Raw genomic sequence first — 21,514 nt, 5'->3', positions numbered from 1 at the left:
GCAGCGCGTGCCTCGTGTCAGCTCGTCGCGCTGAAGTTCTGAGCGAGGGCCTGGAGTTCCGGGACGTCCTCGGCTTCTCGGAGGGCGCGCCGGAGCGCTGTGTCGTGGTGGGGTCGAGCGTGGTCGAGCAGGGCGTGACCGGCTGGGGTGAGCTCTGTGTAGATGCCGCGGCGGTCGTCGACGCAGAGGTAACGGGTGAGGAGGCCTCGCGCTTCGAGGCGGGCGACGAGGCGCGTGGTGGCGCTGGGGGAGAGCGCGGTGGCGCGGGCGACCTGGTTCATGCGCAGGTGGTGTTCCCCGACCTGGCGGCTGAGGACGTCGAGGAGCGTGTACTCGACGACCGAGAGATCGGCGTGCTCGTGGAGCGCCCCTCCGAGCTCTGCTGCGATGAGGTCGTGGAACAGGGCCAGCGTGCGCCAGCCCTGGGCGCGGACCTCGGTCGCGTCGTCGGGGAATGCCATGGGTCGACCGTACCGGCGCCCTAGCGGCCGAACGCCGGGTAGTCGATGTATCCGACGGCGGGATCGGTGTCGGGCTGCGGGTAGAAGGTGGCGGGGTTCTGCTCGTTCCACGGCTGCCCGGCGCGGATGCGCTCGGCGAGGTCGGGGGTGGCGATGTAGTCGCGACCGAAGGCGATCGCGTCGGCGGTCCCCGCGTCGATCAGCCTGCGCCCATCGCTGTGATCCATCTCCTCGTTGGCGATGACGGGGCCGGCGAATCGGTCTCGCAGGTGGCCGAGCAGGCTGTCCTCGCCCTCGATCTCGCGGACGAACAGGAATGCGATGCCGCGCCGCCCGAGCTCGGCCGCGACGTGTCCGAAGATCGCGCGGGGGTCGCTGTCGCCCATGTCGTGCTCCTCGCCTCGCGGGCGCAGGTGCACGCCGACACGGTCGGCGCCCCAGACGTCAGCGACCGCATCGGCGATCTCGAGGAGGAACCGGGCGCGGTTCTCGACCGAGCCGCCGTAGCGGTCGGTGCGGTGGTTCGTGCTGTCCTGGAGGAACTGATCGATCAGGTAGCCGTTCGCCGCGTGGATCTCCACGCCGTCGAAGCCGGCGGCCTGCGCGTTGACGGCGCCGCGACGGAAGTCCTCCACGATGCCGGGGATCTCGTCTGTCTCGAGTGCACGCGGCGGCGTGTAAGCCCGCTTCGGGCGCAGGACGCTCACTCGTCCCGCTGGGGCGATCGCGCTCGGTGCGACCGGCAGCCGCCCCTCGAGCAGTTCCGGATCGGAGACGCGACCCACGTGCCACAGCTGCAGCATGATCCGGCCACCCGCCGCGTGCACCGCGTCGGTGACGAGCGTCCACCCCTCGACCTGCTCACGTGACCAGATGCCGGGCGTGTCCGGGTAGCCCACGCCCTGGGGGCTCACCGATGTCGCCTCACTCACGATGAGGCCCGCGCCGCTGCGTTGGGCGTAGTACTCCGCCATCAGCGCGTTCGGCACTCGACCCCGGCTCGCGCGCCGCCGAGTCAGCGGCGCCATGATGACGCGGTTCGGCACCTGCAGGGCGCCGAGGGCGACGGGCTTGAACAGCGGGGAGGCGGACATGTCGGCAAATATAGTTGCAGACGCGCACTATTGCAAACAGTCATCGTTTCGTGGAGCCGCCCTGTCGTTCTCGAGGGATGGCCGCCGCAGTCGACGCGACCCATGCACGCGATCCCGACCGCCACCGCACGGCCGCACCTTCCGTTTGCGGCTCTGCCCTCCTGTAGGGATACTAAAACCACACGGTGCGTGGTTTTCGACTCCGATCATCCACGGCATCGGCACTCAACGGTGAGAGGAAACGACAATGACGATGTCGAGCGGATCTGCGGCGGGGATGCCTTCGGGCATGACCACGTCGACGGCGACAGTGCGGAAGAACAGCGGGTTCCCTGAACCGATGGAGCCCGCGACGCGGGGCTACGTCTTCTGGCTGCTCGCCGCGCAGCTGATCTTCTTCATCGCGCTGCTCGGGCCCGCGATCGTCGGCATCGGCCTGAAGATCGAGTCGCTCGTCGTCGCGGGCGAGATCGCGCAGAACGGCGCGACCGGAGCGGCCGCGATCCTCGGCGGTTTCGGCGCGCTGTTCGCGACCGTCGCGAACGTCGTCTTCGGCAGGCTCTCCGACCGCTCGACGAGCCGATTCGGGCGTCGCCGCGTCTGGATCGTCTCCGGCACGGTCATCATGACCGTCGCCTTCGCGATCATGGCCCTCGCTCCGACGCTCCTCATCGCCACCATCGGCTGGTCGCTCGCCCAGCTCGGCGCGAACATGACGCTCGCACCCTTCATCGCCACGCTCGCCGATCAGGTGCCGAAGTTCCAGCGCGGCAAGATCAGCGCCGCCCTCGGGATCGCGCAGAACGTCGGCATCCTCGGCGGCACCTACGTCGCCCAGGCCTTCGTCGACCAGCTCGTCATCATGTTCGTGGCGCCGTCGATCCTGGCGATCATCGTCATGGTCGTCTTCGCCGTCGTGCTGCCCGACAAGCGGCTTCCCGTCGCCCCGCCGAAGGCCACCCTGCGTGACTGGGCCGAGACGTTCTGGGTCAGCCCGGTGAAGAACCCCGACTACGCGCTGGCGTGGTGGTCGCGCTTCCTGATCACGTTCGCGAGCTTCGGCTTCACGACCTTCCGCTTCTTCTACCTCCTGAACCACATCGGGGTCGAGACGGAGAACATCCCCGGCGTCATCAGCACCAGCGTGCTGATCTACACGGTGGCGCTGATCGGCGCGAGCTACTTCGCCGGCTGGTTGTCCGACAGGATCGGACGCCGCAAGGTGTTCGTCTGGAGCTCGACCGCGCTGTTCGCGGTCGGCACGTTCGCCCTGATCTTCGTGCAGGACGTCGGCGCCTTCTACGTCCTCGAGGCGATCCTGGGCATCGCCTACGGCATCTACGTCGGCGTCGACCTGGCGCTCGTCGTCGACGTGCTGCCGAACCCGGACGACTCCGGCAAAGACCTCGGCGTCTTCAACATCGCCAACGCACTGCCCCAGACGCTCGCCCCGCTGATCGGTGGCATCCTCGTCTACGTGAGCGACCCGACCGGCAACAACTACGGATTGTGGTTCACCGTCTGCGCGGTGGCCGCGGTCGTCGGCGCCCTCGTCATCTTCCCCATCAAGAAAGTCCGATAGACCCGGCCGCTCCGACCCCCTCCGGAAGCGGCGCGCGACGTCCGCCGCCCCGGACGAACGGCACTCCCGCTCCAGCCTGTCCTCCCTTCGAACGAAAGCGACACCGACCATGACCCTCCCCCTGGCTTCCGTCCAGCTGTACACGCTGGCCAAGGAGTTCTCCGACGACCCTTACGGGTCGCTCGACAAGCTCGCGGCCATCGGCCTGAAGAACGTCGAGGCGTTCGACTTCGTGAGCCGCCCCGCCGAGATCCGCGCGGCCCTCGACGCGAGCGGCCTCGCCTCGCCGACCGGTCACGCTCCGCTGCTCTCCGACGAGCTCTGGACCCCGGACGGCTCCATCCCGACGCCCGCTCCCGAGGTGGTCTTCGCGGCCGCCGCTGAGATCGGCATCACGACCGTGATCGATCCCTTCGTCCCGGTCGAGCGCTGGCTGACCGAGGACGGCGTCGCCGACATCGCCGACCGCCTCAACAGGGCTGCCGAGATCGCCGCGACCTTCGGCCTCAAGGTCGGTTACCACAACCACGCGCAGGAGTTCATCGCCTCCTTCGACGGGCAGACTGCGTACGAGCGCTTCGTCGCGACGACCGACGAGCGCGTCGAGATCGAACTCGACCTGTTCTGGGCGCTGACCGGCGGGCAGGACGGTGCCGCGCTCGTGTCGAAGCTGGGCTCGCGCCTGGTCGCCGTGCACGTCAAGGACGGCGTCGCGCCGGCCGAGAACCCGTTCGCTCCTGGCGCCGCGGCGTTCGGCTCGGACACCCTCGATCAGCGCCGTCCGGGCGAGGGCCACGTTCCTCTCGTCGAGGCGCTCGCGGCCGGCGAGGGTGCGATCACGTACGCCGTCATCGAGTACGACAACGCCCCGGGAGACGTCTTCGAGGACATCCAGGCGAGCTACGACTTCCTCGTGAAGGGCGGGTACGCGGCATGAGCGGTCCCATCGGAGTCGGCGTCATCGGAGTCGGCGTCATCAGCGACACCTACCTCGAGAACCTGAAGTCGTTCCCGGATGTCGAGGTCGTCATCGTCGGCGATCTGCTGCTCGACCGGGCGAAGAGCCAGGCCGAGAAGCACGGAGTCCCCGCCTGGGGCTCCGCCGAGGACGTCCTCGCGCACCCCGACGTGCAAGTCGTCGTCAACCTGACCATCCCCGCCGCGCACATCGAGGTCTCGGCCGCGGCGATCGCCGCGGGCAAGCACGTCTGGAGCGAGAAGCCGCTCGGCCTCGACCGCGCCGGAGCGGCCCGGCTCCTCGAGGACGCCGCCGCGAAGGGGCTCCGCGTGGGTTCGGCGCCCGACACCGTCCTGGGCCCGGGCTTCCAGACGGCCAAGCGCGCGATCGCGGAGGGCGTCATCGGCGAGCCGATGTTCGCGTCCACCACCTTCCAGACCGTCGGCCCCGACCTGTGGCACCCGAGCCCGGCGTTCCTCTTCGCCCAGGGCGCCGGACCGCTGCTCGACATGGGTCCGTACTACTTCACCGGCCTCGTCAGCCTCTTCGGTCAGGTCGAGCGGGTCGCCGCCCTCGGGCGCAAGAAGCTCGAGGAGCGGGTCATCCGCTCCGGACCCGACGCCGGCACCACGTTCCCCGTCGAGGTCCCCACCTCGCTGCAGGTCCTCACCTCGTTCGCCGCGGGCCAGCAGGCATCGAGCCTGCTGAGCTTCGACTCCGCGCTCGAGCGCCACGGCGTCTTCGAGGTCCACGGCACGGAGGGATCCCTCGTGATCCCCGACCCGAACCAGTTCGAGGGTCGCACCGCGTTCGTGAAAGCCGCGACGTCGATCGCCGACGGCGATTGGGGCGAGCAGGAGTGGACCGAGATCGAGCAGAAGGGCACGGTCGTCGGCCGAGGCCTCGGTCTTCTCGACATGGTCCGGGCGATCGCCGAGGACCGCCCGCACGTCGCCACTGGTGAGCTCGGATTCCATGTGCTCGACGTCATGCTCTCGGCACAGGAGTCAGCCGAGACCGGCGAGTTCGTCGCGATCGGCAGCACCCTGTCGACGCCGGTGCCCGCTGTCCCTGTCGATTTCGACCCCTTCTCACCGACCCTCTGAAGCAGCGACGGCTCCCGGCGTCCTCCCCTCAGTTTCCGCGCTCGGGGTCCGAGTGCCAGGGCTCGTGGGAGCGACCGGTTCCTCTGATCGGCCCGTGACACTCGTTGCAGGAGTCACGGGCCGTCGACCGGGATCTGGTCGAGGCGCATCCGATGCTGGCGGAGATCGCGGGCGAGGAGGCGGCGGCCCGCTCCGGGGGTCGGCGACGCCGGATCGGTGAAGAACGACGGAAGGATCGCTCCGGAGGTCCGTGGATCCGCGGATCCCGGCGTCCGGACAGCGATCCGTCCTTCGTTCTTCACGCACACTGCCCGTGCGGAACGCTCTCCGCGGGCGCCGGCTCTGCTGATCCCGGTCCGCGTGCGGAGGCACCCTGCCGCGCGACGGGCGCTGGCGCGACCACGCGGGGCGCGGCAGGCTGGGGGGATGAGCGACGACGCGAAGCAGACCCTCCTCCGGTACCTGCAGGAGGGGCGTGACGCCCTGCTGCAGAAGCTCGACGGGCTCGACGAGTACGACGTGCGTCGGCCGCTGGTCGCGACGGGGACGAACCTGCTCGGCCTGGTGAAGCACGTGGCGGGCACGGAGGCGGGCTACCTCGGGGCGGTGTTCGGTCGGCCGTTCCCCGAGCCGATGCCGTGGATGGAAGAGGAGTCGGAGCCGAACTCGGACATGTGGGCGACGGCCGACGAGTCGCTCGCCGATGTGGTCGCGCTGTACCGCCGCGTGTGGGCCCACTCCGACGCGACGGTCGCGGCCCTGCCGCTCGACGCGCCCGGCGTCGTGCCCTGGTGGACCACGCGGGAGGTCACGCTGCACCGGATCCTCGTCCACATCACCGCCGAGACCCACCGGCACGCGGGCCACGCCGATATCGCCCGTGAGCTGATCGACGGGCGCGTCGGACTCCGAGCGCCCGGCGACAACCTGCCGTCCGTGCCGGAGATGTGGTGGCCGGAGTACCGGGCGCGCCTCGAGTCGCTGGCGCGCGCCGTTCTCGACCGGAGCTGACCTGCCGGTACCCGTCGACCTCGGACATCGGGGCGCAGAAGAGCTCCCGACTGGATCCCCGCTAACGGCACGGCACGGGGCCTGTGCGACAGCGCCTCGGCGCGGGGCGGACCCTCACCCCTCGGCCCCACCCCCGTCAAGGGGTGGGGCGCCCGTTCGGCGCGGTCCTAGCGTCGGAGGACAGGTCGACCGGGAGGGACGGCTCGGGGGTCCGGGAGGGGCGAGATGCAGAAGCTGTACTACGCGAGCGGATACGTGCTGCTGGGGGACGAGGTCTGCGGAGCGGTCGTCGAGTACGCGCAGGCACTCGCGAACGTGAGCAAGTCGGACTTCGTCGTGGTGCCGTCGCTCTCGGACGAAGGTCTGCGCGGCGAGACGCGTTTGTTGATCGGACCCGCGAGCCAGCTCTTCAGCGGTCCGGTCCTCGACCGCGGCGTCGACCTCGACGACCCGGCGGTCGTCGAGTCGATGCGCGAGAAGACGCGGCGCCTCCAGCCGGCACGGCCGACGATCCAGGCGCGGTCCGAGGACGACGACGACGAGACGGACTACTTCTGATCCACGCCCGCTCGCCCGCCCTCACGAATCCAGCGTGGTGCTCGGCCGTTCCCCGAAGCGGTGGGCGTAGGAGGCCGAGAACCGCCCCAGGTGCGCGAAGCCCCAGCGCCGTGCCACCTCGCTCACGCTGACGACTCCGGAGTCGCCGGCGCGCAGCTCCTTCTGCACCCCGTCGAGCCGGATGCGGCGCAAGTAGTCGACGGCGGTGAAGCCGAACTCGCGGCGGAACTCGCTCTGCAGCGTGCGCAGGCCGATGCCGGCCGCCTCCGCGATCGCCTCGGTGCGCAGCGGTTCGTGCGCGTGCTCGTACATGAACTCGATCGCCAGGCGCAGGCGGCCCGAGCGGGGGACGGCGAGATCGCCGGGGGTGTCGAGTGCGGCGTGCGGGAAGGTCTCGAGCAGGGCCACGGCCACGGCGCGGTCGGCCTCACTGCGAAGCAGCGGCGAGCTCTCGGCGTCGTAGATCACCCGCGCGACGGTCGCGACGGTCGCCGACCAGCGCCGCAGCGCCTCCCCCTCGGGCCGCGCCGTGGTGTCGAAGAGGAGGGGGCCGCCGCCGGTGCCCTCGACCTCCTCCGCGATGCGCTCGAGGTAGGAGCCGTCGAAGTGGATGAGATTCTGCCGGTAGTCGTGGAACTCGAAGCGGCTGGGCCGACCGTTGACGAACACGGCGGGTTGCCCGAATCCGAGCTCCACCGTGTCGCCGTCGAGGTCCGTCACACCCTCGCCGGCCGTCAGCCACGAGACGACGTACTCGCCCTGGGTCTGGATCGAGCCCTGCACCGAGCCGGCGAACTGGCTCCCGCGCAGGGTGACGTCGCCGTCGCCGACGGCCGTGTAGCGGTAGGAGAAGTCCGCGCTCGGCTCCACGACGAAGCGGTGTCCGTTGTAGGAGCGCTCGAGGAGCGCCCGCGCCTGCTCGATGTCCCGCCCGCCGATGTCGGAGCGGACGACTCCGCCGTTCTGTTCCATCCTCCACAGACTCGCACGCGGAGCGCCGACAGGCCTGTCACCCGTCCGGGGAATTCGCTCAGCGGACAGGACTGGACGCAGGTCCGGCCGCGCGGGTCATGGCCTGCACGGTGGCTGCCTGGAACTGTGCGAGCAGCACCACGGTGTGCCGGGCTCGGGCCTCGACGGCGAGCGAGAAGGTCGCACCGGTCGGGGTGGCCTGCCACGAGCGGATGTCGCGGGTGCCGACCCTGGTCGAGGCGCCGCCGCCCCTCAGCACCAGCGCGTCCTCGGTGAGGCAGAGGCCGCCGCTGACGCCGCCGACGGTCGACGAGCACTCGAAGCCCGCGCCGTCCACGGACCCGGCGAGCTGCACGAAGTCGACGACGTCGGTCGCCCCGGTCGCACCCGGAGGAGCGCTCGGCAGTCCTGCGTGGCGCGTCATCAGCTGCTCAGGCCGCGTGCGTGAGCCCGGACGACTCCTGCTGCTGGGCCGGCTCAGCGACGATCCGCAGGCCGCGGCCGCTGTTCGCCTCCTCCATGAGCGCGCGCACCCAGCCGGCGTTGATAGCCGGCATGCGGCTGCCGTGGAACGAGAACTGCAGAGGGATGGTCGGGTGCAGCCAGAGCGTCTGCCGGCCGGTGCCGTGCGCGCTGGAGGCGTCGAGCTGGAACGCGAACGCCTCGTCGCGCCGGAACTTGTTGATCATGACGATCTGGAGGTGCGCGAGCGCCCGGTCGTCGATCTCGTGCGAAGTGGGAGGAGTGCCGTAGAGGAGTGCGCCCATGGTCGGTGCCGCCGTTCTGTGCTGACGTCGCGGTGCCGGCCGCGACTCGGGGAGGATCCCCGACGGGTGTCGTCGGGGTGAAGAGATGGCGGGGGACTGCGCCGTACGGACCGCGCTGGAGGCGGTGCAGCCGGTGGCCGTCCCTCGTGCTGTTCTGCGACCGTACGCGCCTCGACCGGCGCGCGCGTGCGGGTATCCGCAATGCGAAACGCGTGGTGCGGACTCCCAGGAGGGCGGTGTCGGAGGTGGGGATTCCTCGGTGCCGAGGGGCTCGGACGTGGGTGATGCTCGGTGATCGCGGCGAGGGCGGAGGGATTCGTCGGCGGACGCGGAATCGGGCGCTGCGCCTCCTCCCGCAGGATGGAGGCATGACCTCCACCGCCGAGCGCTACCGTCGCGCCGCCGTCGAACTCGCGCAGACCTCGCAGCGGCAGGTGGAGTGGGCGCTCGCCGTGGCCGGAGACGCCCGCCTCCTCGACCTGATCGACGGCCTCCCGGTGCAGCACCGGCAGCCGTCGCTTCTGTTCTCGGTGGCGCGGCTGCTCGGAGTGCCGGACGTCGACGGTGCCGGTTTCGCGGAGTGGCTCCGGGTGGAGTGGGCGCGAGTGGCGCCGGTCGCCTCCGAGCGGAGGACACAGACGAACGAGGCCCTGCGCTGCACCGCGCTCGTGGCGGCACTGGAGCGGATCACCGAGCCGAGCGAGCCGGTCGCGCTCGTCGAGATCGGCGCCTCGGCAGGGTTGTGCCTGGTGCCGGAGCGGTACTCCTATGCCTTCGAGGCGGCGGGCGGGGAGGTGCGGCTGGGGGCCGGCGCGCCCCTCCTGCGCTGCACGGTGACGGGAGGTTCGGCCCCCTCACGGCTTCCGGTCGTGGCCTGGCGGCGGGGCCTCGACCTGCGTCCGCTCGACGTGCGCGCGGCCGGTGACCGTGCCTGGCTGGAGGCGCTGCTGCCACCCGACCGGCCGGAGCGCACCGCGCGGCTGCGCGAGGCGCTGGCGGTGCTGCGGGAGGATCCACCCGTGATCGCCGCGGGCGATGCCGCGGCCGGGCTGCCGGCCCTGCTCGACGCGGTGCCCCGCGGGGTGCGCACGGTGGTCGTCTCGCTCGGCACGCTGGTCTACCTGCCGTGGGACGCGCGCGAGAGCGTGCTGGCGACGGTGGCCGACCGTGGCGTGAGCCTGGTGACCCTCGAGGCGGAGGCGCTGCTCCCGCACCTGGTCGAGGCGCGCGGTGGTCGCGTCGCTCCCGACCCGACCCCGTTCCTCCTCGCCGCCGACGGTGTCCCCCTGGCGAGCGCCGCCGCCCACGGCGGCACCCTCTCGTGGCTGGCCTGAGGCGGACTCTCGCGGGCGTCGGGGACGGCAGCGTCGGGGTGAACGGGCGCAGCGTCGAGACCCTGCTCGTCGTGTCGGATCCCGCGCAGCCCGAGAGGGCGAGCAGCACCTCGCCCACCAGGGCGCCTGACGCCGGCAGAGCGCCGGCGGCGCGGCGGTGCCTGCATAACGAAGGCCAGGCGGCCGGATCGACGCCGATTGGCGTCCCTCGACGCTCCCAGCCTTCGTTCTGCAGGTCAGACCTCGGTGTGCCCCAGCTCCGCGCGGGCCAGCAGCCGGATCTCCGGCTCCGCGACCCCCTCGAGCTCCAGCATCACCACGCGGTTGCGTCCGGCGCGGGTGACCGGTGAGGGCACGATCAGCGTCCGCTGCGGTCCGCGCCGCCAGTAGCGGCCGAGCAGGAACCCGTTCACCCAGACGAGCCCCTTGCCCCAGTGCAGCGTGTCGAGGTACAGGTCGGCGGGCTCGTCGAGCTCGACGACACCGGAGGCGAGCTGCGGCCCCGCGGCGAACGCCGTCCCCGCCGCGCCGGCCTCCACCAGCTCCGGCACGCAGTCCGGTACGAGCGCCCGTGCCGTCCAGCCCTCGAGCTCCACCTCGTCGAGCCGCACGCCGCCGACCAGGCCCTTGTGCTCGCCGATCCGCGCTCCGTAGTTCACCCGGCCCTGGTTCTCGACCAGGATCGCCAGCTCGCCCCTCCCCCTCGGGAGCATCAGCGCCCGCTCGTGGTGGTCGCGTGCGAGCACGCCGACCGGCGCGCCGTCGAGCAGCACCCAGGCGCGGTCGCGCACCTCCTCGCCCACCACGAGGCGGGCGGGTGCGGAGGAGCCGTCGAGAACGGTCGTGAACAGAACGAACCCGTCGTCGTGGCCCAGATCGTCGAAGGTCGCCATCGCGTCGAGGCGGGCGGGCGGCCCGAACGCCGAGTCGAGGCCGAGCAGCGCGGGCCCCGGGACCAGCGGAGCCGTGAGGGCGGGGGCGGGACCGCTCACGGCGGGCACCTCCGCGGGGACCGGTGCGTAGCGCGCGATCACCTCGCGGAACGCCCAGAACTTGGCTGTCGGGTCGCCCGCCTCGTCCAGCGGAGCGTCGTAGTCGTAGCTGGTCGTGATCGCTGCGTAGCGGCCCTTGTCGTTGGCTCCGCTGGTGAGCCCGAAGTTGGTGCCGCCGTGGAACATGTAGACGTTGACCGACCCGCCGGCCGCCAGCAGGGTCTCGAGCTCCCGCGCGGAGGCGTCCGGATCCGTCGTGTGGTGCTGCGTTCCCCAGTCGTCGAACCAGCCGCACCAGAACTCCATGCACATCAGCGGCCCGGTCGGCTGGAACTCGCGCAGAGTCGCGAGGCGTTCGGCGGCGCGCGAGCCGAACGATCCGGTCAGGTGCAGGCCGGGGAGGCTGCCGTCGGCGAGCATCTGCGGCGTCGGCTGGTCGATGGTGGTCAGCGGGACCGTGATCCCGGCGTCGCGGGTGACGCGCACCAGCTCGGCCAGGTACTCCTTGTCCGAGCCGTAGGCGCCGTACTCGTTCTCGATCTGCACGAGGACGACCGGCCCGCCGAGGTCGATCTGGCGCGGCGCGACGATCGCGTAGACCCGGCGGAGGTACTCGCTCACGGCAGCGAGGTAGCGCGGCTCCGACCGGCGCACGCCCACCTCGGGGTCGCGGAACAGCCAGGCGGGGAGGGCGCCGTTGTCCCACTCCGCGCAGATGTAGGGGCCGGGCCGCACGATCGCGTGCAGGCCCTCGGCGGCGACGAGGTCGAGGAAGCGGCCGAGGTCGAGCCCTGCGTCCTCGCGCCAATCGCCGCGGTGGGGCTCGTGCGCGTTCCAGGCGACGTAGGTCTCGATGGTGTTCAGGCCCATCAGCCTGGCCTTGCGGATCCGATCGGCCCACAGGTCGGGGTGGACGCGGAAGTAGTGCAGCGCCCCCGACAGGATGCGGTGCGGGCGGCCGTCGAGCTCGAAGTCGTCGGCGCCGATGGCGAAGCGGCTCTCGGGAACGGTGGTCATCTGGATCCCCCTCGGGGTCGTCGGGCTCGGGCTCATCGGGCTCGGGATGCGTCGAGCGCGAGGTCGTCGAGCCCGGGGTGGGACGAGGCGGGGCCGACCGGAGCGATCCGGCCGGCCCCGCCTCGGGCAGTGGGTGCTACTCCGAGACCGTGAAGCCCTGCGCGTTGCCGTACTGGACCAGCGTGCTCTGCCAGTCCGCGAGGCCCTTCTCGAGGCTGGTGCCGTTGGCGTAGGACTGGCCGACGGTGTCACCGAAGACGCTGTTCGCGTAGACCTGGTAGGGCAGGTACGACCAGCCGGAGCGGACGTCCTTCGAGGCCTGTGTCAGCACCTCGTTGATCTTCTGACCGCCGAAGTACTCCGACTCCTGGCCGGTGAAGTCGGGGTTGTCGAGGTCGGCCGTGGTCGCCGGGAAGCCGCCGCTCTCGAGGAACACCTCGACCGAGGCCTGGTCGCTGTTCAGCCAGCGCAGGAACGCGGCGGCCAGCGCCGGGTTCTCGCTCTGCTTGGTGACGGACTGGCCGCCTCCGCCGTTCTCGGCGCTCACCGCGGTGCCGTCGTAGGTGGGGATGGGCGCGACGGCCCAGTCACCGGAGGCGTCGGGGACGCTGGACTCGAGCACGCCGGGCATCCAGGCGCCGGTCACCAGCGAGGCGATCGAGCCGTCGGCCAGGCCCTTGTACCACTCGTCGCCCCAGGAGGGGGTGTCCGAGAGCAGCTTGCCCTCGACGAGCTTGTCCCAGACTCCGGTCCACTTCGCGGTGCCCTCGTCGGCGAGGTCGATCGTGACGTCGGTGCCGTCGGTGGTGAAGGGAGTGCCGCCCGCCTGCCAGATCATGCTGGTCGCGAAGCCCGCGTCGCCGGTGTCGGCGGTGATGTACTTCGAGGGGTCGGCGGCGTGCAGCTTCTCGGCGGCCGCGACGTACTCGTCCCACGTGGCGGGGACCGCGATGCCGTACTGGTCGAAGACCTTCTTGTTGTAGAACAGCGCCATGGGGCCTGAGTCCTGCGGGAGGCCGACGAGCTTGCCGTCGATGTTCACGCTGCCCCAGGTGGAGGCGGAGTACGTGTCCTCGAGGTCGCCCATGCCGTACTGCGACAGGTCGAGGAGCGAGTCCGAGAGGGCGAACTGCGGCATGGCGTAGTACTCGATCTGCACGACGTCGGGAGCACCGGAGCCGGCCTTGATCGCGTTCTCGAGCTTGGTGTACTCGTCCTTGTTGGTGCCGGCGTTGACGAGCTCGACGTCGACCTCGGGGTAGGCCTTCTCGAAGGCGGCGACCTGCGCCTCGGCGCTGGGGGTCCAGCTCCAGTAGGTGATCTTTCCGCCGGCCTCGAGGGCCGCGTCGAGGTCGGCGGCGGAGCCGGCGCTGGTCGTGCCGCCGCCGGAGGTGGACGAGCAGGCGGCGAGGGAGCCGGCGGCCAGGGCCGCGACGGCCGCGACGGTCAGGGTCCGCCTGAGGGCGGAGCGGGCGGTCTTCACGGTGCCATTTTTCACAGTGTCATTTTTCACTGGGGTGTTTCCCTTCACTTCTTCGTGCTGCGGGTGCTGCAGGTGGTGCGGGGCAGGACGCTCCGACCGGGGTAGGGGGGGGCTCAGCCCTTGACGCTGCCGGCGCTCAGGCCGGACTGCCAGAAGCGCTGGAGTCCGAGGAAGGCGACGACGATGGGGATGATCGTGAGCAGCGAGCCCGTGATCACGAGGTTGTAGATCGGCTGGGCGCTGACGCCGGTGGCCTGCGCGTTCCACTGGTTGAGGCCGACGGTGAGCGGGTACCAGGTGGGGTCGCTCAGCATGATCAGCGGCAGGAAGTAGTTGTTCCAGGTCGCGACGACCGAGAACAGCAGTACGGTCACGATGCCGGGGGCGAGGAGCCTGATCGAGATGGTGAAGAAGGTGCGGAACTCGCCGGCCCCGTCCATCCGCGCCGCTTCGAGCAGCTCGGTGGGAACCGACTCCACCGCGTAGACCCAGACCAGGTAGAGGCCGAACGGGCTGATCAGCGAGGGGATGATGATCGCCCACGGGGTGTTGGTGAGGCCGAGCTGGCTGAACAGGAGGAACGTCGGGACGGCGAGGGCCGTGCCGGGCACCGCGATCGCTCCGAGGACCACGGCGAAGACCGCCTTGCGGCCCGTGAAGCGGAACTTCGCGAGGCCGTAGCCGGCGAGCGTGGCGAGCAGCGTCGCGCCTCCGGCACCGACCACGACGTAGAGGAGGGTGTTGCCCAGCCAGCGGAGGAAGATGCCGTCGCGGTAGCTCAGGGTGTCGGCGATGTTCTGGAAGAAGACGACGTCGCCGTCGAACCAGAGGCCGAAGCTCGAGAGCAGGCCCGCCTGGGTCTTCGTCGCGTTGATGACCAGCCAGGCCAGCGGCACGAGGCTGTAGAGGATGAAGACCGACATCAGCAGGGTGAAGGCGATCGACTTCTTCGGCTGCACGGAGGAGCCGCGGCGGGGCCTGGGGGAGGCGCCTCCGGCTCGGGGAGCGGTCGCGAGGGCCATCAGTTCTCCTTCCGTGCGCCGCGGAGCTGCACGACGTAGGCGATCACCGCGGTGATCACTCCCATGACGATCGCGACCGTGGCCGACGCGTTGTACTGCTGACCGGCGAAGGACAGGTTGTAGGCGTACATGTTCGGGGTGAAGTAGGTGGTGATGATGTTCGGCGCGAGCGTCCGGAGGATGTTGGGCTCGTTGAACAGCTGGAAGCTGCCGATGATCGAGAAGATCGTCGCGATGACGATCGCGCCGCGCAGAGCCGGCAGCTTGATCGAGCGGATGACGCGCATCGGGCCGGCGCCGTCGATCTCGGCGGCCTCGTAGAGCTCACCGGGGATCGTCTTGAGCGCGGAGTAGAAGATGAGCATGTTGTAGCCCACGAACTCCCACGTGACGATGTTGCCGATGGAGGCGAGGATCCAGTCGCGCGAGAACGGCTGCACCACGTCGGAGCCGAGCAGGTCGTTGACGTTCGCGGCGAGGCCGAACGTGTCTCCGTAGATGAAGCCCCACATCAGCACCGCGACGACCGCGGGGACGGCGTAGGGGAGGAAGACCACGATGCGGAAGAAACCGGTGCCGTGCAGGCGTCCGCTGTCGATCGCGAGGGCCGCGACGAGGGCGAGCACGAGCATCACCGGCACCTGCACGACCAGGAACAGCAGGACGCGGCCGAAGCCCTCCCAGAAGTTCGGGTCGCTGAAGATCGCGGCGTAGTTCTGGAATCCGACGAAGGAGTTGCCGCCGACGAGTTGCTCGCGGAACAGGCTGAGGTAGATCGAGTAGACGACCGGGGCGATGAAGACGAGGAGGAACACGACGAGGAAGGGGGCGACGAACGCCAGGCCCTTCCACTCGCTCTTCGCGCGCGAGCGGGGAGTCGCGAGCGGCGGCGCTGGAGGTGCCACCTCGCTCAGCGGGACGGGGGGAGACGTCGTCGTCATGGGTGTCCGTTCGGGAGTCGTGCCGGTTGGTCATGTTCACGTCAACATGGCAGAGCGCCACCGTAGCATGTCCACGTCACCACCCGCGACTGCTCGCGTGGCACGGTCGCTCGACGTTGCACCACTGGCGAGGGAGAGCGCGGGAGAGAAGGAACCCCATGGCACTCGAAACCAACCGCACTCCCGCCTCCGCGAGGCCGCGCCGCGGAGTGTCGATGGCCGATGTCGCCCGGCGCGCCAACGTCTCGGGGCAGACCGTGTCGCGGGTCTCGAACGGCAAGCAGAACGTCGACGGCGAGACGCGGGAGCGCGTGCTCGAGGCCATGCGCGCGCTCGGCTACCGGCCCAACAGCGCCGCCCGGGCCCTGCGCACCGGCCGCTTCCACAGCATCGGCGTGATCATGTTCACGCTGTCCTCGTTCGGCAACATGCGCACCCTCGACGCGATCGCGATCGCCGCAGCGGATGCCGGCTACTCCATCACCCTCATCCCGGTCTCGCACCCCACCCAGGGCGAGGTCACGGTCGCGTTCCACCGGCTGAGCGAGGAGGCGGTCGACGGCGTCATCATCATCGTCGAGGCGCACCTGCTCGACGAGGCCGACATCGTCCTCCCGCCCGAGCTGCCTGTGGTGGTCGTCGACTCGGCCGGAGGCGACAAGTACCCGGTCGTCGACACCGACCAGGTCTCGGGGGCGCGCCAAGCGGTCGAGCACCTGCTCGGACTCGGCCACCGCACCGTGCACCACATCGCCGGCCCCGGTCGCTCCTACTCGGCCGAGCGCCGCCACGAGGCGTGGGAGTCGACGCTGCGCGCCCACGGCGCTCCGGTGCCCGAGATGCTCGTCGGCGACTGGTCCTCCGACTCCGGATACCGCCTCGGCGGGCGACTGGCCGCCGACCCGGAGGTGACCGCGATCTTCGCCGCCAACGACCAGATGGCGTTGGGCGTGCTGCGGGCGCTGCACGAGGCGGGCCGCGCGGTGCCGGGCGAGATCAGCGTCGTCGGCTTCGACGACATGCAGGAGTCGGCGAGCTTCTGGCCGCCGCTGACCACCGTGCGGCAGTTCTTCGGCGACACGGGCCGCCGCTCGGTCGACATCCTGCTGCGCGAGCTCGAGTCGGGCGAGCGTTCGGGTGTGACGCTCGTGCCGACCGAGTTGATCGTGCGCGAGAGCACGGGGCCGGCGCCGACCTGAGTCGCGCTGACGTGCGAGCTGCGGGGCTTCCGCGGTCCTCTCGGACGGGTCGGCCGGGCAGAGTGCTCTCGCGCTCCGCTGCCGCAGGTCGCTCGGAGCTCCGCAGGTCGCACGCGCGGAGCCGTCGTCGGAGGAGTCCCGGCGCGCGATACTGTGAGCCTCCTCACCCCGGAAGCACAAGGAGACGCACATGTCGGTCGGCCTGCTCGCGGTTGTCGATGACATCCTCACCGCCGCACTGAAGGCGAGCGCCAAGACGGCGGGCGTCGTGATCGACGACGCGGCCGTCACCCCGCAGTACGTCCAGGGGCTGACGCCGGCCCGCGAGCTGCCGGTCGTCTGGCGGATCGCGCTCGGCAGCCTCTTCAACAAGTTCGTCATCATCATCCCCCTGGCCCTGCTGCTCTCGGCGTTCGCGCCGTGGGTGCTGCCCTACCTGCTGATCCTCGGCGGCACCTTCCTCTGCTTCGAGGGCGCCGAGAAGGTGCTCGAGTGGTTCGGCGTGGAGCACGGCGGCCACGAACCGGAGGCGCGCGACGAGAAGAAGCTCGTGTTCGGCGCCATCCGCACCGACCTCATCCTGAGCACCGAGATCATGCTGATCGCGCTCGACGGGCTCGACACCGACGGGGGTATCGGCCCGACGCTCGGTGCCCTGGCGATCGTCGGCCTCGGGATGACGCTGCTCGTCTACGGCGCCGTCGCGCTGCTGGTGAAGATCGACGACATCGGCCTGCGGCTGATGAAGAACGCCGCGCGGGGTGTGCGCCGGGCCGGAGCCAGAGTCGTCGCGTCGATGCCCGTCGTGTTCCGCGCGATCAGCATCGTCGGAACGCTCGCCATGCTCTGGGTCGGCGGCCACCTGGTCATCTCGAACCTCGCCGAGACGTTCTGGCACGGGCCCGAGGACGTCGTACACGTCGTGACGCACGCGGTGGAGGGCGCCGGACCGGTCGTGGTGTGGCTCGCCGACACCGCCGTCTCGATGGTGTTCGGGCTGGTGCTCGGCCTGATCGTCGTCGCCGTGATCACGGGCGTCTCGCGCCTGCTCAAGCGCGGTCAGCCGGCCGAGGCGCACTGACTCCACAGCTGAGTACGCACAATGAAGGCTGGAGGGTCGAATCCCCTCGAATTCTCGAGGATTCGGGCGATCCAGCCTTCGTTACGAGGCCGTGGACGATGTGACCGCCCCCGGCCCGAGGGGCGGAGGCGGTCACGAGGAGTCGCGCGTCAGCTGCATCTGCGCGCGGCGTACGCGGCGGGGATCACCGTGGTCACGGTCGTGCCGCCGGCGGTCCCGGTCGCGGTGACGGTCGCCTCGCCGGCGGGCACCGAGGCGGCACGCGTCGAGAAGGCGGCGCTGGCGTTCTTGCCGGGGGCGACTCCGGTGAACTCCTTCGAGCCGTAGGCCGAGGCCACGGTCATCGACACCGGGACGCCGGCGTTGTTCAGCGCCGTGACCGTGAGCGTCACCGTGCCGGTGATGCAGCGGGTCGTCGCGGTCACCGCGACGGCGAGGGCGGCGGGCTGCTTGAGCGTCACCGTCACCGTCGTCGTGGTGGTCGACGTCCCGTCGGCCGAGGTCACGGCGACGGAGGCGACTCCGCCGTTCGCCGTGGTCGGCTGCGTGACGCGCACCCGGGCCGCCGAGTCGGTGGCCGCCGCGGTGATCACCGGCATCGTCGTGCCCTTGACGGTCACCGCGTAGGAGGTGCGGGCCGGGTCGAAGGCGGCGACGCCGACTCCGTTCACGCGCAGCGCCCCGAGGGCGCTGACCGCGGCGGGCGACGCGACCGACTCGAACAGCTTCACCTCGGACACGATCATGTGTGTGTTCGCGTTGGCGTTCATCACGATGCGGAACGCGGTCGCTGTGACCGGCGCGAAGCTCGCGACGAGCGTGGGCGCGGTGCCGTCGGCGGGGGAGGCGACGGGCTGCGCCGTCTCCCAGCCGGGGACCGAGGTCCACGTGCCGTCCGCGGCGCGGTACTGGAGCTGCGCGCTCTGCGCCCAGCTGTTCGTGCCGTCGCGGAAGAACTGCACCGACGCCCGCTGCACCTGGCGGGCTCCGGGGAAGGTGTAGGTCAGCGTGCTCTGCGCGGCCTTGGTGCCGCTGACCCAGTTCGACCAGCCCTTGTCACCGTCGACTCCGTTGCGGGTGCGCTCCGGTCCGTAGCCCGACTCGGCCGACGTCGCGCTGGCGACGATGCCCGCATCGGGGTTGACGTTGCGGAGCGTGCCCGCGGTGACGAGCACCGTGAGGGTGGCCGGAAGCGTGGCGCCGTCGGCGGTCGCGGTTCCCGTGATCGGCACGGAACCGGGCTGGGCGAGGGAGGCCGTGGTGAGCGGCGTCCAGTCCCAGGTGACCGGCACCGCGAAGGTGCTGGTCGAGGCTCCGACGCGAGCCGGCACGGTGGTGGGTGCGGCGGCCTTCACCCCGGCGACGCTCGCTCCGGAGGCGACGGTCACCGAGACCGGGTCGGTCGCGGTGAGTCCGCCCACGTCGACGAGCGCGGTGACGGGGATCGACTGGCCGAACAGGTCGGTCGCGGTGCCCTTCACCTCGACGCGGCCGGCGGTGCCGTAGGCCGCGTCGGCCGGGCGCTGCCAGGTGACGGCGACCGGCGAGCCGGCGCCCCACGAGTACTGCGGGGTGATCGAGGCGGGCAAGGTCGGAGCGACGCCCACGGTGGTGCGGACGGCGACCGTCTGCGTCGCGGCCGGGGCGAGGTCGCGGAGGGTCCACGACTGGTTCGCTCCGCCGTTCGAGCCGTAGACGCCCACCGCGGTGTTCTCGGCGCTCGACTGCCCGTTGACGTCGAGCGACTGGGCGATCGACTCGTTGACGAGGGTGACGTTCACTCCGTCGGTCGAGTTCACGATCCAGCGCGTCGCCGCGGTGGCCTTGGCGGAGTCGACCGATACGGAGCGCAGGTCGGTCCCGGCGGTCGTCGCGCCGAGGACGCGTCCGTCGGTCGTCTGGAGGACGACGCGGCGGGTGGCCTCGCGCTCGCCGGCCGGAACTTCGTGCACCGTCCAGTTCTGCTTCGCGGCGGCGGCGGAGTCGGTGGCGAGCGTCGTGATCGTCGTCGCGGCTCCGGTCGTCGTTGCGGTCAGAGCCTTGCCGCTCTGCGTGCCGACCAGCTGGTAGTGGTAGCCGTCGCGCAGGGCGGGGGCGGAGTCGGCGACTCCCGACACTCCGTCGATCGCGAAGGTGGTGACCGACTTGGCGGGCACGGTGACCGTCGCGGTGCGCGACTCCCGATCGATGACGACCGCGGTCTTCTGCACGAGCGCGTTGCCGGTGGGTGCGGCGGCCGAGGAGGCCTGGGTCGTGACGGAGGGCGTGACCGTCGCGCCGTCGGCGATCGTGCCGAAGCGCGAGAGGTCGAGCGTGATGGTCTGCGAGGCCGTGGCCGTGTTGCTGTGCACGATGGTCGCGCCCGTGCCGTCGGCGCGGATCGCGGCGGTGCTGGCGGTGTCGTTCACCGACATCAGGCGGTCGCCCTCAGAGATGAACGTTGTGAAGTTGCGGATCGTGTTGAACTTCGAGTTGGTCTCGACTCCGCAGACGGGGGCCTTGGTGGAGTCGCCTCCGGCGTCGGCGACGCGGCGGGCCGACTTCCAGAGCTCGCCGCCCGCCTCCTGGTACGGCTGGCAGTCGAGGTCGATGAAGATCGAGCCCCAGTTAAGGTTCTCGCCCTTCGGGCTCATGTTGTAGAGGTCCTCGACCGGCTGCCAGAGCACCCAGGCCTTCGGCTCGAGCTCGCGCAGGTCGTCGTGGATGCGGCCCGCGATGCCGAGGCCGTTCTCGATGTTGGCGGGGTCGTAGCCCTGGACCCAGTTGCCCTCGATCTCGCTCATCCACAGGTCGGTGTCGGCCTGCTTCGAGAGGTCGCGCACGGCGAGGCGGTCGGAAGTGCCGTAGGTGTGCACGTTCATCCGGTCGACCTCGGCGCGGATCGCCGGGGAGTAGGCGGCCCAGTTGGTCGTGAAGATGCTGGGGTTGGTCTCGTCCATCGCGGCGAGGCCTGCGTCGGTGGTCGAAGCCTCGAGCGCGGCGGCGACGTCCGGGATCAGATCGGCCTGTCGGGCAGGGCCCATGTGCATGCCCTCCTGCCGTCCGCCGGTGGGGACGCCGTTGGTGAGCTGCGTGCCCCAGTAGTTCGTGTTGGGCTCGTTGAAGGGGTCGAGGGTGTCGAACTCGATGCCGTACTCGTCCTCCACGTGCTCGGTGACGTTGACGAGGTACTTGGCGAACTGCTGCTCCGCGGCCGGTTTGAGCTGCTCGCTCGTGGCGGTGAAGCCTCCCGAGACGTAGCCGCTCTCGGTCATGAAGTACGGGGCGGAGTTGGCGAACGCCTCCCAGTGCGAGATCTGCTGCTCCGCGGCGAGCTTCTCGACCCACCAGCGCTGCGTCTCGTCGGCGGTCCAGTCGTAGGAGGCGGGGTCGTCGGCGTTCCACTTGGCGAGCAGGGCCGCGCGGTCGGCGTAGTTCGTCGTGGTGCCGCCGTACGCGGCTCCCGTGGTGTCGGGCTTCCACCAGCCCTCGACGGCACCGCCGGGGCGGAGGTAGTCCTGCACGTCGGAGGCGTTGCCGCCGCCGATGTTGTAGCGGGCGATGTTCAGGTCGAGGCCGTCCTCGCCGAACACCTTCTGGTAGAGGTCCTCGCGGAGGGCCTCGGGGTAGTTCCCGGTTGCGTTCGCGAACCAGACGAGGCTGGTGCCCCAGCCCTCGAACGCTTCACCGGCGAAGGCGGGGTTCGGCGTGATGCGGAACGTGTCCGCGGCCTGCGCGGGTGCCGCTGCCGCGGGGATCGCGAGCAGGGCTCCTGTGGCCAGGGCGGCGCTCGTGGCGAGCGCGGCGACCCTTCTGAAGGACATCGACATTGATGCGTTCTCTCTTTCGCCATCGAAATAGGAGGGTGTTCACGTGAACACGCTCTGCTGGCCGACCCTACATGTCCACGTCAACAAGCGGAAGGCGCGGGCTCCGCTCGAGCGGGACCCTTGCTGC

General features: G+C 70.6%; 19 protein-coding genes. 8 read left to right on the top strand and 11 right to left on the bottom strand.

Annotation, left to right across the window (positions count from 1 at the left end; translation table 11 throughout):
• Positions 1-17 precede the first annotated feature (17 nt).
• Both GSU10_RS14640 and GSU10_RS14635 read right to left on the bottom strand, forming a co-directional pair.
• Positions 18-461 (bottom strand): MarR family winged helix-turn-helix transcriptional regulator, encoded by a 444-nt coding sequence (locus tag GSU10_RS14640; protein WP_068209286.1) that lies wholly within the window; start codon positions 459-461, stop codon positions 18-20.
• Between the two features lie 20 nt (positions 462-481).
• Positions 482-1,555, bottom strand: coding sequence for an alkene reductase (locus GSU10_RS14635; RefSeq protein ID WP_068209283.1), 1,074 nt, complete (start codon positions 1,553-1,555; stop codon positions 482-484).
• 340 nt (positions 1,556-1,895) lie between these two features.
• Here GSU10_RS14635 and GSU10_RS14630 point away from each other — a divergent pair, with 340 nt between their 5' ends.
• The 3 genes from GSU10_RS14630 (at position 1,896) to GSU10_RS14620 (ending at position 5,201) form a co-directional block, all read left to right on the top strand.
• A complete protein-coding gene (locus GSU10_RS14630; RefSeq protein WP_244311485.1) occupies positions 1,896-3,137 on the top strand; it encodes an MFS transporter in 1,242 nt (413 codons plus the stop codon).
• Between the two features lie 109 nt (positions 3,138-3,246).
• A complete protein-coding gene (locus GSU10_RS14625; protein WP_068209277.1) occupies positions 3,247-4,074 on the top strand; it encodes a sugar phosphate isomerase/epimerase family protein in 828 nt (275 codons plus the stop codon).
• A complete protein-coding gene (locus GSU10_RS14620; RefSeq protein ID WP_068209274.1) occupies positions 4,071-5,201 on the top strand; it encodes a Gfo/Idh/MocA family protein in 1,131 nt (376 codons plus the stop codon). The genes GSU10_RS14625 and GSU10_RS14620 overlap by 4 nt, the downstream gene beginning before the upstream one ends.
• A 113-nt stretch (positions 5,202-5,314) precedes the next feature.
• On the opposite strand, the gene GSU10_RS14615 is transcribed toward GSU10_RS14620, so the two are convergent.
• Positions 5,315-5,503: a hypothetical protein gene (locus GSU10_RS14615; RefSeq protein ID WP_132505870.1), complete on the bottom strand. Its 189-nt coding sequence runs from the start codon at positions 5,501-5,503 to the stop codon at positions 5,315-5,317.
• 124 nt (positions 5,504-5,627) lie between these two features.
• Here GSU10_RS14615 and GSU10_RS14610 point away from each other — a divergent pair, with 124 nt between their 5' ends.
• A complete protein-coding gene (locus GSU10_RS14610; RefSeq protein ID WP_068209269.1) occupies positions 5,628-6,212 on the top strand; it encodes a DinB family protein in 585 nt (194 codons plus the stop codon).
• A gap of 225 nt (positions 6,213-6,437) precedes the next feature.
• The gene (locus GSU10_RS14605; RefSeq protein WP_068209267.1) at positions 6,438-6,770 is read left to right on the top strand and encodes a hypothetical protein; all 333 of its coding nucleotides are present in this window, start codon (positions 6,438-6,440) and stop codon (positions 6,768-6,770) included.
• A gap of 21 nt (positions 6,771-6,791) precedes the next feature.
• On the opposite strand, the gene GSU10_RS14600 is transcribed toward GSU10_RS14605, so the two are convergent.
• From GSU10_RS14600 to GSU10_RS14590, 3 genes are read right to left on the bottom strand one after another with little or no spacing between them, the layout of a single operon-like run.
• On the bottom strand, positions 6,792-7,742 hold the full coding sequence (locus GSU10_RS14600; RefSeq protein WP_068209264.1) for a helix-turn-helix transcriptional regulator: 951 nt from the start codon (positions 7,740-7,742) through the stop codon (positions 6,792-6,794).
• A gap of 58 nt (positions 7,743-7,800) precedes the next feature.
• Positions 7,801-8,166, bottom strand: a complete 366-nt coding sequence (locus GSU10_RS14595; RefSeq protein WP_068209259.1) for a hypothetical protein — start codon at positions 8,164-8,166, stop codon at positions 7,801-7,803.
• A 7-nt stretch (positions 8,167-8,173) separates the two neighbouring features.
• Entirely contained in the window at positions 8,174-8,509 is a 336-nt protein-coding gene (locus GSU10_RS14590) for a DUF7882 family protein (protein WP_068209257.1), read from the bottom strand.
• A 368-nt stretch (positions 8,510-8,877) separates the two neighbouring features.
• On the opposite strand from GSU10_RS14590, the gene GSU10_RS14585 reads away from it, so the two are divergent.
• Positions 8,878-9,843: a DUF2332 family protein gene (locus GSU10_RS14585; RefSeq protein ID WP_158286140.1), complete on the top strand. Its 966-nt coding sequence runs from the start codon at positions 8,878-8,880 to the stop codon at positions 9,841-9,843.
• A 236-nt stretch (positions 9,844-10,079) separates the two neighbouring features.
• Here GSU10_RS14585 and GSU10_RS14580 read toward each other — a convergent pair whose 3' ends face one another.
• From GSU10_RS14580 to GSU10_RS14565, 4 genes are all read right to left on the bottom strand, one after another.
• On the bottom strand, positions 10,080-11,852 hold the full coding sequence (locus tag GSU10_RS14580; protein WP_068209254.1) for a glycoside hydrolase family 35 protein: 1,773 nt from the start codon (positions 11,850-11,852) through the stop codon (positions 10,080-10,082).
• A gap of 136 nt (positions 11,853-11,988) precedes the next feature.
• Positions 11,989-13,335, bottom strand: a complete 1,347-nt coding sequence (locus GSU10_RS14575; protein WP_082845027.1) for an ABC transporter substrate-binding protein — start codon at positions 13,333-13,335, stop codon at positions 11,989-11,991.
• 113 nt (positions 13,336-13,448) lie between these two features.
• Positions 13,449-14,258, bottom strand: a complete 810-nt coding sequence (locus tag GSU10_RS14570; protein WP_236713544.1) for a carbohydrate ABC transporter permease — start codon at positions 14,256-14,258, stop codon at positions 13,449-13,451.
• A gap of 98 nt (positions 14,259-14,356) precedes the next feature.
• On the bottom strand, positions 14,357-15,298 hold the full coding sequence (locus GSU10_RS14565) for a carbohydrate ABC transporter permease (RefSeq protein ID WP_068209250.1): 942 nt from the start codon (positions 15,296-15,298) through the stop codon (positions 14,357-14,359).
• 158 nt (positions 15,299-15,456) lie between these two features.
• Between GSU10_RS14565 and GSU10_RS14560 the strand changes: the two genes are divergently transcribed.
• Positions 15,457-16,497 (top strand): LacI family DNA-binding transcriptional regulator, encoded by a 1,041-nt coding sequence (locus GSU10_RS14560; RefSeq protein WP_068209247.1) that lies wholly within the window; start codon positions 15,457-15,459, stop codon positions 16,495-16,497.
• A gap of 190 nt (positions 16,498-16,687) precedes the next feature.
• On the top strand, positions 16,688-17,578 hold the full coding sequence (locus tag GSU10_RS14555; RefSeq protein ID WP_068209244.1) for a DUF808 domain-containing protein: 891 nt from the start codon (positions 16,688-16,690) through the stop codon (positions 17,576-17,578).
• Between the two features lie 149 nt (positions 17,579-17,727).
• Here GSU10_RS14555 and GSU10_RS14550 read toward each other — a convergent pair whose 3' ends face one another.
• Complete coding sequence (locus GSU10_RS14550; protein WP_158286141.1) at positions 17,728-21,381, bottom strand: glycoside hydrolase; 3,654 nt, start codon at positions 21,379-21,381, stop codon at positions 17,728-17,730.
• Positions 21,382-21,514 lie beyond the last annotated feature (133 nt).

Origin of the sequence: Rathayibacter tanaceti (assembly GCF_009834165.1) — a bacterium.
Lineage (GTDB): Bacteria > Actinomycetota > Actinomycetes > Actinomycetales > Microbacteriaceae > Rathayibacter > Rathayibacter tanaceti.
Note: the sequence above shows the minus strand (reverse complement) of the source record. Positions and strands in the feature narration are given on the sequence as shown.

What these genes read in the sequence shown, in the direction of transcription:
- GSU10_RS14565 (WP_068209250.1), bottom strand. Translation starts at nt 15,298, where the DNA reads ATGACGACGACGTCTCCCCCCGTCCCGCTGAGCGAGGTGGCACCTCCA.
- GSU10_RS14630 (WP_244311485.1), top strand. Translation starts at nt 1,896, where the DNA reads ATGGAGCCCGCGACGCGGGGCTACGTCTTCTGGCTGCTCGCCGCGCAG.
- GSU10_RS14635 (WP_068209283.1), bottom strand. Translation starts at nt 1,555, where the DNA reads ATGTCCGCCTCCCCGCTGTTCAAGCCCGTCGCCCTCGGCGCCCTGCAG.
- GSU10_RS14595 (WP_068209259.1), bottom strand. Translation starts at nt 8,166, where the DNA reads ATGACGCGCCACGCAGGACTGCCGAGCGCTCCTCCGGGTGCGACCGGG.
- GSU10_RS14585 (WP_158286140.1), top strand. Translation starts at nt 8,878, where the DNA reads ATGACCTCCACCGCCGAGCGCTACCGTCGCGCCGCCGTCGAACTCGCG.
- GSU10_RS14590 (WP_068209257.1), bottom strand. Translation starts at nt 8,509, where the DNA reads ATGGGCGCACTCCTCTACGGCACTCCTCCCACTTCGCACGAGATCGAC.
- GSU10_RS14580 (WP_068209254.1), bottom strand. Translation starts at nt 11,852, where the DNA reads ATGACCACCGTTCCCGAGAGCCGCTTCGCCATCGGCGCCGACGACTTC.
- GSU10_RS14600 (WP_068209264.1), bottom strand. Translation starts at nt 7,742, where the DNA reads ATGGAACAGAACGGCGGAGTCGTCCGCTCCGACATCGGCGGGCGGGAC.
- GSU10_RS14605 (WP_068209267.1), top strand. Translation starts at nt 6,438, where the DNA reads ATGCAGAAGCTGTACTACGCGAGCGGATACGTGCTGCTGGGGGACGAG.
- GSU10_RS14555 (WP_068209244.1), top strand. Translation starts at nt 16,688, where the DNA reads ATGTCGGTCGGCCTGCTCGCGGTTGTCGATGACATCCTCACCGCCGCA.
- GSU10_RS14570 (WP_236713544.1), bottom strand. Translation starts at nt 14,258, where the DNA reads ATGTCGGTCTTCATCCTCTACAGCCTCGTGCCGCTGGCCTGGCTGGTC.
- GSU10_RS14640 (WP_068209286.1), bottom strand. Translation starts at nt 461, where the DNA reads ATGGCATTCCCCGACGACGCGACCGAGGTCCGCGCCCAGGGCTGGCGC.
- GSU10_RS14560 (WP_068209247.1), top strand. Translation starts at nt 15,457, where the DNA reads ATGGCACTCGAAACCAACCGCACTCCCGCCTCCGCGAGGCCGCGCCGC.
- GSU10_RS14550 (WP_158286141.1), bottom strand. Translation starts at nt 21,381, where the DNA reads ATGTCCTTCAGAAGGGTCGCCGCGCTCGCCACGAGCGCCGCCCTGGCC.
- GSU10_RS14620 (WP_068209274.1), top strand. Translation starts at nt 4,071, where the DNA reads ATGAGCGGTCCCATCGGAGTCGGCGTCATCGGAGTCGGCGTCATCAGC.
- GSU10_RS14625 (WP_068209277.1), top strand. Translation starts at nt 3,247, where the DNA reads ATGACCCTCCCCCTGGCTTCCGTCCAGCTGTACACGCTGGCCAAGGAG.
- GSU10_RS14610 (WP_068209269.1), top strand. Translation starts at nt 5,628, where the DNA reads ATGAGCGACGACGCGAAGCAGACCCTCCTCCGGTACCTGCAGGAGGGG.